This window comes from Salinimicrobium maris, from assembly GCF_049680855.1.
In the GTDB taxonomy this organism is placed as follows: Bacteria; Bacteroidota; Bacteroidia; order Flavobacteriales; family Flavobacteriaceae; genus Salinimicrobium.
Map to the genome: position 1 here is coordinate 821,222 of NZ_JBMPGS010000001.1, position 13,824 is coordinate 835,045.

Below are 13,824 nucleotides of genomic sequence, written 5' to 3' on the forward strand. Positions count from 1 at the left end.
TTAGACATATCTTTCACAACCACTATTATGAGAAAAATTATATTGTCAGCATTTTTTCTTTCCTTCGGAATTGTTTTAAATGCACAAGATAAAGAATGGACCCTCCGGGAATGTATAGAATATGCCCTCGAGCACAACATTTCTATAAAACAATCTGAACTGGAAACCCAATTGGCGGATGTTGAGAAACTTGATGCCATAGGTAACTTTCTTCCGAACATTAATGCTTCAGCATCTAATTCCTGGAATACAGGTTTAACAACAAATATTACTACGGGTGTTCTTCAAACCCAAACTACCAGGAACTTTTCTGCAGGGGTTATCGCCAGTATGACTCTTTTTGATGGTCTGCGAAATTTCAAGCAGTATCAAAGGGCAAAGATGTCCCGCCTCGCAAGCCAGTATTCCCTGGAATTGATGAAAGATGATATCGCATTATTTGTAGCTAATTCGTACCTCGAAGTGCTTTTTAATAAAGAAACAGTCAAATTGTTGCTGGCACAACATGAAGTAACCATGGAGCAATTAGAGAGAACTGAAGATCTTGTTGAAGCGGGATCGCTCCCCGAAGGAGATCTTTTAGAATTAAAAGCCACTGCTGCAAACGAAGAACAAAGCATCATTGTCGCTCAAAATGCAGTGAGAATATCTCTTATTGCCCTGGCACAAACACTTCTCATTGAAGATTACGAGAATTTTGACGTTGTAGACCGAGATTATGATGTTATTGGCAATGAGGTGCTTATGAATTCTGTAGATCAAATTATAGATCGTGCAGAAGAAGAAAGATTTGAGGTGAAAGTTGCAGAACAAAATCTGGGAATTGCTGAAAAAGATGTGGAGATTGCACGCGGTGCATATTACCCCACATTAGGGGCATTTTTCAACTATAATACCAGGGAATCTGGTGCCGGAAGGCTAAGATCGGGAGGTCTTGATCCTAATGAACCTTACAGGCAGATTGGTTTTGTAGAAGGAACTGAAGAAATTGTAGTAGCGCCTAATAATGTAACAGAAATAGGAAATCCGTTGCCATTTTTCGAGCAACTTCAATTGAACGATGGTATAAGTTATGGCGTGCAGCTCAATATTCCTGTTTTAAATGGCTTTTCTGCAAGAAATAATGTGAAAAGAAATGAGATAGCAGTAGAAATGGCAGAATATCGCCTTGAGCAAACCAAGCTGGATCTTGAGGCCAATGTGTACCAGGCCTATGTTGATGCCGAAGGAGCATTAAAAGCATATGAAGCAGCATTAGTTGCACAAGAGGCTCAGGAATTGGCTTACGACTATGCTACCGAAAGGTACAATGTGGGGCTTACTAATGCCTTCGATTTTAGTCAGGCCACCTTCAATCTGGCGAATGCAAGGAGTGAAGTAATTCGAGCAAAATTCGATTATATTTTTAAATTAAAAGTTTTGGAACTGTATTTTGGTGTACCCGTCACCGAACTTAAATTTTAGACCATGAATAAAAAGACCTTATATATTATTATAGGTATTGCTTTAGTTGTTATTGTTCTCCTGATAGTTGGAAAAAAAGCCGGCTGGTTTGGGAAGACTGGTAATTTTAAAGAAGTTGAAGTCACCGAGATTGCACTTATCGATATCGTAGAGACTGTATCTGCAACCGGGAAAATTCAGCCCGAGGTAGAAGTAATGCTTTCTTCTGAGGTTTCTGGCGAGATCATTGAACTTCCTGTTAAAGAAGGGCAGCAAGTACAAAAAGGCGATCTGCTGGTTCGTGTTAATCCAGATATTTATGAATCCAACCTGGCACGATCGCAGGCCGGACTTCAAAATGTTCGTGCAGGATTATCACAGGCCGAAGCCAGTCTTAGAGAAGCAAAATCAAACTACGAAAGAAATCATCAATTGTTTGAAAAAGGGATCATTTCAAAAGCTGAATGGGATCGAATTGTATCGGCCTATGAAGTCGCACAGGCAAATCAACAGTCGGCATATTACAATGTACAAAGTGCTGCTGCCAGTGTAAACGAGGCAAGGGAAAACCTGGGGCGTACCAATATCTATGCCCCCATGACAGGTACGATTTCTTCTCTTTCTGCAGAATTGGGAGAAAGGGTGGTTGGAACACAGCAAATGGCAGGAACCGAGATCCTTCGGGTGGCAGATCTTTCAGAAATGGAAGTAGAAGTAGATGTTAATGAAAATGACATTGTAAAAGTTTCTATTGGAGATTCTACAATTGTTGAGGTTGACGCTTACCTGGGGCAGGAATTCAAAGGACTGGTGACAGAAATTTCAAACTCGGCCAATTCTGCTTTAACTGCAGATCAAGTGACTAATTTCAAGGTGAAGGTAAGAATCCTTGAGGAATCCTACAGTCATCTTACCGAAGGAAAAGCAGAGAATTATTCCCCTTTTCGCCCGGGAATGACCGCTACCGTAGATATTATTACTAATCGAATGGATAATGTAGTTGGAGTTCCTATTAGTGCAATAGTAATTAAAAATGACACTTCTTCCGCGGCTTCGGAATCAGCAGAGAGACTGGAAGCAGTTTTTGTAAAACAAGGTGAAGAAGCAGAACTTATATATGTTGAAACCGGTATTCAGGATGATCAGAACATCGAAATCACCAGCGGACTGGAAGAAGGAGAAATGGTGATTACCGGCCCTTATTCTACCGTGACAAAAACGTTGAAATCTGGAGATAAGATAGAGGTAACAGAAACGAAAGAACTCGCAGCATCTACCAGGAACTAAATCTAAGGAAGTGGCAATAATACTTTGTATTGAAACAGCAACAACGAACTGCTCTGTGGCTTTAGCCCGCGATGGTAAATTGCTGGCTCTAAAGGAAGATAACAGCAATAGTTATTCTCATGCGGAGCGCCTGCATTTGTTTATTGAAGAAATTCTAAAGGAAAATAGGCTTTCTGCAGAAGAGCTTGACGCTATAGCTGTAAGTAAGGGTCCTGGATCATATACGGGACTTAGAATTGGGGTTTCTGCAGCAAAAGGCTTGTGTTTCTCACTTGATGTGCCATTAATTTCTGTGCCTACTTTAGAATCTCTAGCGCACCAGGTAAATGATGGTGAGGGTGATTATATCATTCCCATGCTGGATGCCCGTAGAATGGAGGTTTATACCGCAGGATTTACAGGTTCCAAAAAGGCGGTTTTTGAGACACGTTCCCAAATTCTTGATACATCTTCATTTCAGGAAAATCTAAAAAATGGGAGGGTAACTTTTATTGGCAGCGGAGTTAAGAAGTTTAAAGAGCTATGCAGCCATGAAAATGCTCGGTTTCTGGAAGAAGAAATGCCTTCAGCAGCTCAAATGACGGCTTTGGCAGATGAAAAATTCCGAAACAAAGATTTTGAGGATGTAGCTTATTTTGAACCATACTATTTGAAAGATTTTATAGCCGGATAAAACAGTCCTGAATATAATAAACCATTAAAAAGCCGCATTTCTGCGGCTTTTCTAGTTTTTACTACTTGCTTACATCCTGTTGTGGCTCAACTGATGGCTGGTTTTTACTGTGATCAAAGAAATGAATATCTCTTTGAGGAAACGGAATGCTAATTCCTGCGGCTTCAAGCCTGGTTTTTGCCTCTTCAATCGTATACCAGTGGCAGTCCCAGAATACCTCGTTTGGGGCCCAGAAGCGCACAGAAAAATTGACAGAACTATCTGCTAGTTCTGTTACAACAACTGCCGGTGCAGGGTCTTTCAGGATTCCTTCCTGCTCATTTAGAAGTTCAAGAAGTACTTCTTTGGCCTTTTTTATATTACTGTCGTAAGAAACCCCTATGGTAATGGCATCTCTACGAGTAGGATTTCCTGAATAATTAACAATGTTGTCATTAGAAAGTTCTCCGTTAGGAATAATTGCTAGTTGGTTCCCAAAGGTGTCCAGCTTAGTATAGAAAAGGGATACTTCCTTCACACTTCCCGAAATGCCCTGAACTTCAATCCAATCTCCAATTTTAAAAGGTTTTAGAAGTATAATCAATACCCCTCCTGCGAAGTTAGCGAGAGAACCCTGTAAAGCTAATCCTATTGCAAGTCCTGCAGCACCAATCATGGCTACAAAAGAGGTGGTAGTTATACCCAATTGGCCAATGACGGTGATAATGAGAAGAATTTTTAACCCCCATTCAAGAATAGTTAGAAGAAAATTTTGAAGTGCAGGGTCGTATTCTCGTTTGGCAAAAAGGCGTTTTAAGGATCCTAGAACTAACCTGATGGCCCACCAGCCAACAATGAAAAAAACGATGGCTCCAACAAGGGTGGGTAAATAGGAAATAAATCTTTCAATGTACTCTGCAGACCATTCCTGGAAATCTTCTATTCTGTCCATTCTATTGTTTTGGTGCAAAGTTGTGAGTTCAAGTTGTGGGTTTCTGTTAACGCCATGTTAAAGTTGAGAGGCCACACCAACGGAAGGGATAAATAAAAAATGCTTCCGGTATGGAAGCATCTCTTATCTTGCAAATAGCTAAAGCTAACTTTTAACCTCAAAAGTGATTTTTACATTCACTCTAAAATCTGTAATTTCATCACCTTCCACGTTTGCGGTCTGCTCCTTCACGTAAACGGATCGTATATTGTCAACAGACTTCGCGGCTGTCTTAACCGATTTCCTGATGGCGTCCTCCCAACTTTTGTCAGAATTAGACATTACTTCAATAACTTTTAATACTGCCATAATAACTTATATTATTTGGTTAATAAAACATTTAAGATGCTGAATATTAAGTTACAAAAAGTATATTTCCAGACCGGTAAAGGTTTGTTAAACTAGGTCTTAATATTATTATAACATTGGCATTTCATCCAATAAGAAAAAATGCTGTATTTTGTACAAAACCTAAAGTTTTAATCCCGAATGGAAGATGCTTATGTAGTAATGCTGGTTGCATTATTTGCCCTCGCTGTAACAGATTTGGTGGTTGGTGTAAGTAACGATGCTATTAATTTCCTTAATTCGGCAATTGGTTCAAAGGCTATTTCCATGCGCAATATTTTAATTGTTGCGAGTATTGGAGTGGGTGTGGGAGCTGTTTTCTCCAGTGGATTAATGGAGGTTGCACGTAAAGGCATATTTGTCCCTGGCGAATTTTATTTTGAGGAAATCATGATCATCTTTATGGCTGTGATGATCACAGATGTCCTGCTTCTGGATTTCTTCAATTCGATGGGACTCCCTACTTCTACGACGGTTTCCATTGTTTTTGAACTTTTAGGAGCTGCAGTGAGTATAGCTGTTATAAAGACATATGGAGAGACCGGCGATCTTTCAATGCTCTATAACTATATCAATACAGAAAAAGCGACTGAGATCGTGGTGGGTATTCTCATGGCGGTGGTCATAGCCTTTATAGTAGGAGCCATAGTTCAATATTGCTCCAGGCTTGTATTTTCCTTTCAGTACGAAGAAAAAATTAAGTATATAGGTGCCATTTTTGGAGGTTTATCACTCACTTCAATCCTCTACTTTATTTTAATAAAAGGACTAAAATCTGTTTCATTTATTTCAGATGAATTTGTTGCATTTGTCAATGGTAATACGCTCTTGATCATTGCAATTGCTCTTGTATTCTTCACCTTATTGTCTCAATTATTAATGAGCGTTTTTAAGGTGAATATATTAAAGGCGATTATAGTTGTGGGAACTTTTGCTTTGGCGCTTGCTTTTGCCGGAAATGACCTTGTAAATTTTATAGGCGTGCCTATTGCCGCCTGGCAATCTTTTGAATTGTGGCAGAGTGCACATGCTGCCACGGGTGCAATGCCTTCAGAGTTTTTGATGACAGGGCTTGCAGGGGAGGTGCCATCGCCAACGCTTCTTTTAGTATTGGCTGGTGGTGTAATGGTGGCTACGATCTGGTTTTCGGCAAAAGCACGTTCTGTGGTGGAAACCGGCGTAAATCTTTCACGGCAGGGTGACGGCGCCGAAAGATTTGAACCTAATATTGTCTCCAGGAGTATCGTGCGGTACTCCATATTTTTTGGAAATATGGTGTCTGCAGTCACGCCGGGAAGAGTGCGTAATTACGTGGAAGATAAATTTAAAAAACCCGAATATCTCCTTAAAAGCAGGAGAAAGGACATGCCTGCCTTTGACATGGTTAGGGCAGCGGTTAATCTTGTGGTAGCAAGTATTCTTATTTCTATTGGAACAAATTATAAGCTGCCACTTTCAACAACCTATGTTACTTTTATGGTAGCTATGGGGACTTCACTCGCAGACAGAGCCTGGGACCGGGAAAGTGCAGTTTATCGAGTCGCTGGAGTGGTGAATGTAATAGGTGGCTGGTTTGTGACAGCAATAGTCGCTTTTGTAGCAGCTGCATCCTTTGCGGCCGTAATATACTTTGGCGGAGTTGTAGCCATAAGCATTTTAATTGGTCTCGCTATTGTTCTAATTACACGCAGTGCCTTCATACATAAAAGGAAGGAAAAGGAAAAGGCTGAAAAAGTACCTTTTGACCCTACAGAAATTGTGAGCATTCAAGGGATTGTTCAGGAGACTTCAAAAAATATTTCCAGCATCATCAAGGGAGTAAATAATATGTACTCCAAAACAGTAGATAATCTTGGTTATCACGACAGGGGTAAACTGAAGAAGAATAAGAAAGCAATAAAAAAGCTGGAAAAGGAGATTGATGAATTAAAATCCAATGTTTTCTACTTTATCAAATCTGTGGATGATAGTAACCTGGACAGCAGTAAATTTTATATTCTCAATCTTGATTACCTTCAGGATATGGTGCAGTCCATTGGTTTTATAACCCGAAACAGTTACAACCATGTCAATAATAATCACAAGAACCTCAAATTTAATCAGGTCAAAGATCTGAAGAAGATTGACGAGAAACTGCAGGTATTATTTGATGATATTCAAGATTTATTTGAAAATCAGGCATTTGAAGAGATTAGTAAGATAGTAGATGAAAAGCAACAGTTGATGGAAGACGTCTCCATTCTTATTGAAAATCAAATTGAGCGCATTCGTACTTCGGAAACCAGCCCTAAGAATGCACAGCTTTATTTTGGATTGCTTCTTGAAACAAAAGATCTTATTTCATCGACCATGGGTCTCCTGCAACTGTTTGAAGAATTTCATGTGCAAATGAAAAAACTCCTGTAGATTTACCCGAAGGTCTTATAAAAAAATGCCGCAAAAAGCCATTTTTGGATGGATTTTGCGGCATTTGAATTTTGTCCTACTGTTATTTTTAGCCGTTGATGGCTTCTACACGATTCACTTTACCGTGCATCATTTCCTTAAGCATATTTTCAATACCGTTTTTGAGTGTAAATGTACTTGAAGGACATCCGCTGCAGGCCCCTTGTAAAATAACCTTTACCACCTTTTCATTAGCGTCATATGATTCAAAAAGGATGTTTCCGCCGTCACTTGCTACCGCCGGTTTCACATATTCGTCCAGAATAGCGATAATCTCTTCGGAAGTATCATCAAGTTTTACCCGCTTTACAGGAGCTTCTTCAACAGCTGCATCCTGCTTTGCTTTGGTCGTTTCACCGTTGATGATATCTTTTCCTTCTTCCAGATAATTTCTTATGAATTCCCGAAGTTCAAGCGTGATCTCTTCCCATTCTGCGATATCATATTTGCTAATGGAGATATAATTTTCATCCATAAAAACCTCCTTTACGAAAGGAAAATGAAACAAAGCTTGGGCAATAGGTGCATTTTTTGCTTCATCAATGTTCTTGAATTCGACAATATCAAGAACTAATTTGCGGTTGGAGACGAATTTCATCACACCGGGGTTTGGTGTACTTTCGGCATAAACTGTAACCGGAATTTTTTTGTTGTTGTCTTCATCACTCGGGGTGATGACATCTGCCCCGCTATTGAGGTAATTCCGAAGTTGGTCTGCAATTTCCTCCTGAATATCTTTCCAGTGAACAATGTTGTATTTTTCAATGGCCACAAAGTTTTGTGCGATATAAACGGTCTTTACAAACGGAAGGTGGAATAGCTGCTGTGCTAAAGGAGAACGTTTGGCTTCCTCGATGTTGTGAAATTCAAAATTCTCATGTTTTGTCAAGAACTTGTTTGCTTCAAACTTTACGATCGTCGGTTTTGTTGTGGGCTGTATATTGATTATGATTTCTTCCATGGGGTAAAATTTCTGCAAAATTACAAAAACATATCAAGAGCATTTAATTATAACCAGCTTCTTTTCAGAGCAACTATGAAATCTAAAAGTCTAAGTAGGTGACATTAAAAGTCTGTTCTGAGGCATTGATGAGATTTTTTAGCACTTGCGGATTTCCATTGGTGAAAAATTCCGGGGCTTTATTGGGCTGGTCGCAAAGCAAATCCTGACTTCCTAATACTGCCTGAGTCTGTCTTGCAACAGCTTCTCCTGAATCTATTATGGTGACAGAATCTGGTAATAACCTCTTTAAATTTGGAATAAGATATGGGTAGTGGCTGCACCCCAGAACCAGGTAATCTATACCTTCTTGAAGCATAGGCTGCAGTAAATCGCGGAGTAAACGGTCCATTTTCTCTGAATCTTTTTGTCCGTTTTCAATGGCCGGTACTAATCCATTTCCAATAACTTCAATGACTTTGGTGTTTTTACTGTAAAGATCTGAAGTTCTTGCGAAAAGCTCGCTGGAAAGTGTTCCTTTGGTAGCTAAAATTCCTATAACCTTAGCCCTACTTTTGGTGGCGGCGGGTTTTATGGCGGGTTCTATTCCAATAATGGGAACAGTAAAACTGGAGCGAAGTTGTTGGATAGCATTTGTAGTAGCCGTATTACAGGCGACCACAATAATTTTAGCGCCCATTTCAAGAAGTTTTTTGGTATTCTTAAAGCTTAGCCGCACAATTTCCTCTTTGGGCTTCTCTCCGTAGGGTGCATTAATACTATCGGCGAGATAGATGGTGTGTTCATAGGGGAGGAGTTGATGGATTTCTTTCCAGATGGAGGTTCCTCCCACGCCGGAGTCAAAAATACCGATGGGTTGTTTCTTGCTCATAGGTGTAAAAATAGAAACTGCGCATCAATGATGCGCAGTTTCCCAAAATTATTTTTGATCTGTAGGTTTAGATACCTAATGCTGACTTTACATCGGGCATAAGATCATATCCATCTGCCATGATAAGTCCTGTTCCTGTTGTGGAATCAAGAACATAATCATATCCTTTGTCACGAGCCACTTTTTGGATGGTATTACGTGCTTTTTCCATTACAGGTCTTAGCAGCTCCATTTCTTTAGTTTGAAGCTCCTGCATGGCATTTTGACGATATTCACCAATAGTTCTTTGTGTTTGCTGAAGTTCATTTGCTCTTTTAGCATTTTCTTCATCAGTCTTGGTTTGAGCTTCAGCTTCATACCTTTTCATTGTAGCCTGAGCTTCAGTTACCATGTCTTTAATTTCGGTATCATAGGTCTTCTGAAGTTTTTCCAGCTGGTTCATGGCAGAAGTGTATTCTGGCATTTGTTCAATCAACTCCTGGGAAGCGATATGTGCTACTTTTGATTGGGCATTTGTAAAAGTAGTTGCTCCTAGAGTTAAGGCTACAGCTATTAAAAGGGTCTTGAATTGTTTCATTTTTAAAGTATTAATTGTTGATTTATAGTTTCTGAATTTATTACTGGGTATACTTCCTTAGTTATTGTTCTCTTCCCTTGCCTTGGCAATAGAATCTTTTTTTCTTTTACGTTCTTCCAGAATTTCGTTCCTTCTTTTTTCGTACTCCAATTGTCGTGCCGTTCTTATTGAATCCCTAACACGCTTACGTTCTTCGAGTAATTCTCTTCTTTCCTGCTGGCGTTGATCCTTTTCAGTTTGTCTGGCATCAATTTGCTCGCTTTGTTCAGCTGTTAATGATTCTTCTCTTAAAAGCTCCTGCTTTTCTTCGGCAGAATTTATTTGTTGCCTGTTAGAAGCTCTCGTGATGATCCTTAACACTTGCTCGCTTACGTCAAGATCTTCGGAAACGTATAAGGTGCCAACATCGGCAGATTTATCAAAGATGAGATCATATTTACGCTGACTGGCAATTTCCTGAACGGCTATAAAAACCTGGTCCTGGATTGGCTTTACCAGCTGTAATTTTTGAGTCATCAAATCTCCATTGGGGCCAAATCTTCTTTGCTGATAATTGTACAGTTTTTCTTCTTCAAAAGCGATTTCTTCTTCACGTTCTTCAATAAGTTCTTCGGTGAGGAGGGCACGTTCGTTCTCGAGGTTCCTTTTCATAGATTCGATCTTATTGAGTTCAGTATCAATTTCAGATTTCCATTTTTTTACTTTTTCATCAAGCTGTGTGGAAGCCTGTTGATACTCAGGGATATTTTGAAGAATATAATCCATGTCTACAAAAGCCACCCTCGAAGGTTGTTGCGCCTGTGTGGCTGCACCCGTAAGGAAAATTACAACGTAAAGAAGGTTGAAAACTTTTGTCATGACCTGATTATTGAAAATACCGTGCCAAATTAAAATTGCTGTCCAATGATAAAGTGTGTTTGCCATCCAGGTTCTTCGCCAGGTACGGAGTCAAATCCATACCCAAAGTCAATTCCAAGAAGACCAAAGGCAGGCATAAAGATTCGTAATCCTGCACCGGCTGCCCGTTTCAACTCAAAAGGATTGAAGTTCCTGAAATTATCATAAGAAGCTCCTGCTTCAAGAAAGGTCAGGGCGAAAATAGAGGCCGAAGGCTTCAGCGTGATTGGATATCTTAGCTCCAGGGAATATTTGTTGTAAATTGTGGCGCCATCATTGCTGCTGGCTGCGTTTGCTGCATTTCTACTTTCCGGCACAACAGATTGGTTTGGATAACCTCTAAGAGAAACTGCTTCCCGACCATCCAGGCTGTAAGTACCCATTCCGTCTCCACCCAGGAAGAATCTTTCAAAAGGTGGAATTCCGCGGTCGTTATTATAAGCACCCAAAAAACCGTATTCGGCATGAGTTTTCATTACCAGTTTTTCATACAGGTTTGTATACCAGGTTCCGCTGAATTTGATCTTGTAAAATTCCAGCCATTTGTATTTTTCCTGGTCAATCTTAGATTGATCGGCAATTGGATCTTCTCCCGGTCTTAGAGGTCTTCCTTCACTGTTGATGAGGGTTCCGTTCTCATTTTCTAGCTGGAATTCCCGCTCATCTCCTAAGTTGCCATAATCAACATCGTTGAAAAGGGAGTAGGGAGGGGTGAGTTTAGCGATAACCTCAAATTTTGAACCACCTGTAGGGAAAATCGGGTTTACAGAAGTATTGTTCCTGGTCAATCCAATGGTGTACGATAAGTTATTAGAGTAACCATCTCCAAAGGTGAAAAGACCTGTATTATAGTTGCTTAGGTTATAGTGCTGGAAACCTATAGCGTGAGATAATACAAAGTAATCATCTGGCACTCTAAGTTGCTTTGCCAGCCCAAAAGTTACTCCTGTAATAGAGAATTTTCGATCTCTGTCTGCACGTCTTGAACGATAATCATAGAAATATTGCTCTGTGTGCTGAAAGGAGGTAGAGAGTCTTACCGGTTTTCTTCCTCCCCACCAGGGTTCAGAAAATGAAAGGCTGTAGGTTTGGTAGAAGGTACTTGCCTGGGCTCTTAATGAAAGCGTTTGTCCATCTCCCATGGGTAGTGGCTTATAAGCTTCTTTGTCAAATATCCCTCGCAGAGAGAAGTTGTTGAAGGAAAGCCCAAGGGTTCCTACGAAACCACCTCCACCATAACCACCTTGTAGCTCAATTTGGCTGGCACCGCTCTCCACGACATTGTATTCAAGATCCAATGTCCCGGCGTTGCCGTCAACATCCTTAAATTGTGGCTCTAATTGTTCAGGGTCAAAGAAACCGAGTTGTCCCAGCTCTCTAATTGTCCTTACTACATCCTGTTTGCTGTACTTATTTCCGGGTTTCGTGCGCAACTCCCGGTAAATGACATGGTCTTTAGTTCTGTCATTTCCAACTACGCTTATTTCATCAAAATAAGCAATTTTACCTTCTCTAATACGTATTTCAAAATCAATGGTATCGTTGTAAACTTTAACCTCTACAGGGCTGATGTTAGAGAACAAATACCCGTTGTTTTGATAAAGGTTTGTAAGATCATTGGCATCTGGTTTTGTAGGATCTGCAATTTGCTTTTCAAGTAGCACCCCGTTGTAAATATCTCCTTTGCTGATTCCCAAAATTCGGTGAAGTTGAGCGTCTGTATAAACGCTGTTACCAAGGAAATTTATATTTCCGAAGTAATAACGGTTTCCTTCTTCTACTTCAAGCTTTAGGGCCACGTCGTCTTCGTCTCTCCTTATCAAAGTATCTGAAACTATTCTCGCATCTCTAAAACCTTTTTCTTTATACTTGCTAACAATTCGTTCCTTATCGGCCTCATAATCTTCCTCAATATATTTTGACCTTTTCCAGAACCTTAAGAAGTTTTGTTCCTTGGTGTTTTTCATGGCTCTTCTCAGCTTCCCGTCAGAGAATTTTTCATTACCTTCAAACACAATTTCTTCTACCTTTACTCTTTCCCCTCTGTCAATATTAACGACCATATTTACCAAATTTGTTCCCGTAGTATCTTCAACAGGAATGGTGTTAATAGCGACTTTAGAATTAAGATATCCTTTTTCCTGATACCTGTTCTTGATATAGTTACGGGTAGTGGTGACAAGGTTTTCAGTTACTTTGGTGCCCGGCGTGAGCTTACTCTCCTTGATGATTTCTTCTCTGTCCTTTCTTTTTACTCCCTGCAGTCTTACTTCGGCTAAAGCGGGAACTTCAACTATTTCCAGTTCAAGGTTGGCGGTATCTCCTTCTATGCTTGTTACATAGATATTGATATCGCTAAAAAGGTTGGAATCCCAAAGTTTCTTAAGCACTTTGCTTATTCTGTCACCTGGAAGAAAAATTCTTTCTCCTGGCCGCAGTCCGGCGTAGGCCAAAACCGTTTGATCGTTATAGGAAGTCGTGCCGCTAACAGTTATTTCACCAATTGTATATTCTTTGCCATTGGCAAGTGGCAGGTCCTGGGCTTGTGAAGTAGTAGTAAAAAATAGGCAGATTGCCACTAGTGCTAAAATTCCTTTGGCTGTAAATGCACTAACTAAGTTGCTCACTTGTTTTTCCAAATCGTCTTTCTCTGTTTTGATAATTATAAATGGCCTCAAAAAGATTTTCTCTTCGGTAATCGGGCCATAGTATTTCTGTAAAAAATAGTTCCGCATAAGCGATTTGCCACAAAAGGAAATTACTTATGCGTTTTTCGCCACTGGTTCTAATCAATAGATCCACATCTGGCAGATTTTGGGTGTAAAGATGCTTATTTATAACTGATTCATCAATAGCTTTTATAGAAAACTCGTCGTTTTTGACCTTTTCGGCAATACTTTTCACCGCATGGAGTAATTCTTCTCTTGATCCATAACTTAGAGCAAGTGTTAGGGTCATTCGGGAATTATTACTGGTTTTTTCAATAACTTCTGAGAGTTCTTTTTTTGCTTTTTCAGGTAAACTGGAAAGTAAGCCGATGGCATTCAGTTTAATGTCATTGTCCTGCAGGGTTTTGATTTCCTTCTTTAGAGAAGAAACCAGGAGTTTCATTAAAGTGTCGACTTCTACTTTAGGTCTGTTCCAATTTTCAGTAGAAAATGCATATAATGTTAGATTTTTGACACCTATTTCTGCACAGCCTTCTACAACATCTCGTACTGCTTTCGTGCCTTTTTCGTGACCAACAGCTCTTAAAAATCCTTGTTTTTTTGCCCATCTACCATTCCCGTCCATGATGATGGCAATGTGCTGGGGTAATTTTTCAGGATTTATTTTTTCTTTAAAACTCATA

At 39.8% G+C, this 13,824-nt stretch carries 12 protein-coding genes; 4 read left to right on the forward strand and 8 right to left on the reverse strand.

Annotated features, from left to right (window positions below; all coding sequences use genetic code 11):
• Positions 1–27 precede the first annotated feature (27 nt).
• From ACOV1Q_RS03870 to tsaB, 3 genes are read left to right on the forward strand one after another with little or no spacing between them, the layout of a single operon-like run.
• Entirely contained in the window at positions 28–1,464 is a 1,437-nt protein-coding gene (locus ACOV1Q_RS03870) for a TolC family protein (protein ID WP_424493118.1), read from the forward strand.
• Positions 1,465–1,467: 3 nt separating this feature from the next.
• Positions 1,468–2,730 carry an efflux RND transporter periplasmic adaptor subunit gene (locus ACOV1Q_RS03875; protein ID WP_424493119.1) on the forward strand — a complete coding sequence of 421 codons (1,263 nt, stop codon included), beginning with the start codon at positions 1,468–1,470 and terminating at the stop codon, positions 2,728–2,730.
• A gap of 10 nt (positions 2,731–2,740) precedes the next feature.
• On the forward strand, positions 2,741–3,403 hold the full coding sequence (gene tsaB / locus ACOV1Q_RS03880; RefSeq protein ID WP_424493120.1) for a tRNA (adenosine(37)-N6)-threonylcarbamoyltransferase complex dimerization subunit type 1 TsaB: 663 nt from the start codon (positions 2,741–2,743) through the stop codon (positions 3,401–3,403).
• Positions 3,404–3,464: 61 nt separating this feature from the next.
• On the opposite strand, the gene ACOV1Q_RS03885 is transcribed toward tsaB, so the two are convergent.
• Positions 3,465–4,334: a mechanosensitive ion channel family protein gene (locus tag ACOV1Q_RS03885; RefSeq protein ID WP_424493121.1), complete on the reverse strand. Its 870-nt coding sequence runs from the start codon at positions 4,332–4,334 to the stop codon at positions 3,465–3,467.
• 144 nt (positions 4,335–4,478) lie between these two features.
• Positions 4,479–4,682 carry a dodecin family protein gene (locus ACOV1Q_RS03890; protein WP_424493122.1) on the reverse strand — a complete coding sequence of 68 codons (204 nt, stop codon included), beginning with the start codon at positions 4,680–4,682 and terminating at the stop codon, positions 4,479–4,481.
• Between the two features lie 180 nt (positions 4,683–4,862).
• Between ACOV1Q_RS03890 and ACOV1Q_RS03895 the strand changes: the two genes are divergently transcribed.
• On the forward strand, positions 4,863–7,127 hold the full coding sequence (locus ACOV1Q_RS03895) for an inorganic phosphate transporter (RefSeq protein ID WP_424493123.1): 2,265 nt from the start codon (positions 4,863–4,865) through the stop codon (positions 7,125–7,127).
• An 88-nt stretch (positions 7,128–7,215) separates the two neighbouring features.
• Here ACOV1Q_RS03895 and ACOV1Q_RS03900 read toward each other — a convergent pair whose 3' ends face one another.
• From ACOV1Q_RS03900 to uppS, 6 genes are all read right to left on the reverse strand, one after another.
• Entirely contained in the window at positions 7,216–8,127 is a 912-nt protein-coding gene (locus tag ACOV1Q_RS03900) for a NifU family protein (RefSeq protein WP_424493124.1), read from the reverse strand.
• A gap of 82 nt (positions 8,128–8,209) precedes the next feature.
• The gene (gene murI / locus ACOV1Q_RS03905; RefSeq protein ID WP_424493125.1) at positions 8,210–8,998 is read right to left on the reverse strand and encodes a glutamate racemase; all 789 of its coding nucleotides are present in this window, start codon (positions 8,996–8,998) and stop codon (positions 8,210–8,212) included.
• Positions 8,999–9,065: 67 nt separating this feature from the next.
• A complete protein-coding gene (locus ACOV1Q_RS03910) occupies positions 9,066–9,575 on the reverse strand; it encodes an OmpH/Skp family outer membrane protein (RefSeq protein WP_424493126.1) in 510 nt (169 codons plus the stop codon).
• Positions 9,576–9,632: 57 nt separating this feature from the next.
• Entirely contained in the window at positions 9,633–10,433 is an 801-nt protein-coding gene (locus tag ACOV1Q_RS03915; protein WP_424493127.1) for an OmpH/Skp family outer membrane protein, read from the reverse strand.
• 29 nt (positions 10,434–10,462) lie between these two features.
• Complete coding sequence (gene bamA, locus ACOV1Q_RS03920) at positions 10,463–13,099, reverse strand: outer membrane protein assembly factor BamA (protein ID WP_424493128.1); 2,637 nt, start codon at positions 13,097–13,099, stop codon at positions 10,463–10,465.
• Positions 13,083–13,823: an undecaprenyl pyrophosphate synthase gene (uppS, locus tag ACOV1Q_RS03925; RefSeq protein WP_424493393.1), complete on the reverse strand. Its 741-nt coding sequence runs from the start codon at positions 13,821–13,823 to the stop codon at positions 13,083–13,085. The genes bamA and uppS overlap by 17 nt, the downstream gene beginning before the upstream one ends.
• Between the last annotated feature and the right edge of the window lies 1 nt (position 13,824).

Excerpts from the sequence above, each read along its gene's own strand:
- ACOV1Q_RS03900 (WP_424493124.1), bottom strand. The coding sequence starts at position 8,127 with ATGGAAGAAATCATAATCAATATACAGCCCACAACAAAACCGACGATC.
- ACOV1Q_RS03910 (WP_424493126.1), bottom strand. The coding sequence starts at position 9,575 with ATGAAACAATTCAAGACCCTTTTAATAGCTGTAGCCTTAACTCTAGGA.
- ACOV1Q_RS03875 (WP_424493119.1), top strand. The coding sequence starts at position 1,468 with ATGAATAAAAAGACCTTATATATTATTATAGGTATTGCTTTAGTTGTT.
- ACOV1Q_RS03895 (WP_424493123.1), top strand. The coding sequence starts at position 4,863 with ATGGAAGATGCTTATGTAGTAATGCTGGTTGCATTATTTGCCCTCGCT.
- murI (WP_424493125.1), bottom strand. The coding sequence starts at position 8,998 with ATGAGCAAGAAACAACCCATCGGTATTTTTGACTCCGGCGTGGGAGGA.
- uppS (WP_424493393.1), bottom strand. The coding sequence starts at position 13,823 with ATGAGTTTTAAAGAAAAAATAAATCCTGAAAAATTACCCCAGCACATT.
- ACOV1Q_RS03915 (WP_424493127.1), bottom strand. The coding sequence starts at position 10,433 with ATGACAAAAGTTTTCAACCTTCTTTACGTTGTAATTTTCCTTACGGGT.
- ACOV1Q_RS03870 (WP_424493118.1), top strand. The coding sequence starts at position 28 with ATGAGAAAAATTATATTGTCAGCATTTTTTCTTTCCTTCGGAATTGTT.
- ACOV1Q_RS03890 (WP_424493122.1), bottom strand. The coding sequence starts at position 4,682 with ATGGCAGTATTAAAAGTTATTGAAGTAATGTCTAATTCTGACAAAAGT.
- ACOV1Q_RS03885 (WP_424493121.1), bottom strand. The coding sequence starts at position 4,334 with ATGGACAGAATAGAAGATTTCCAGGAATGGTCTGCAGAGTACATTGAA.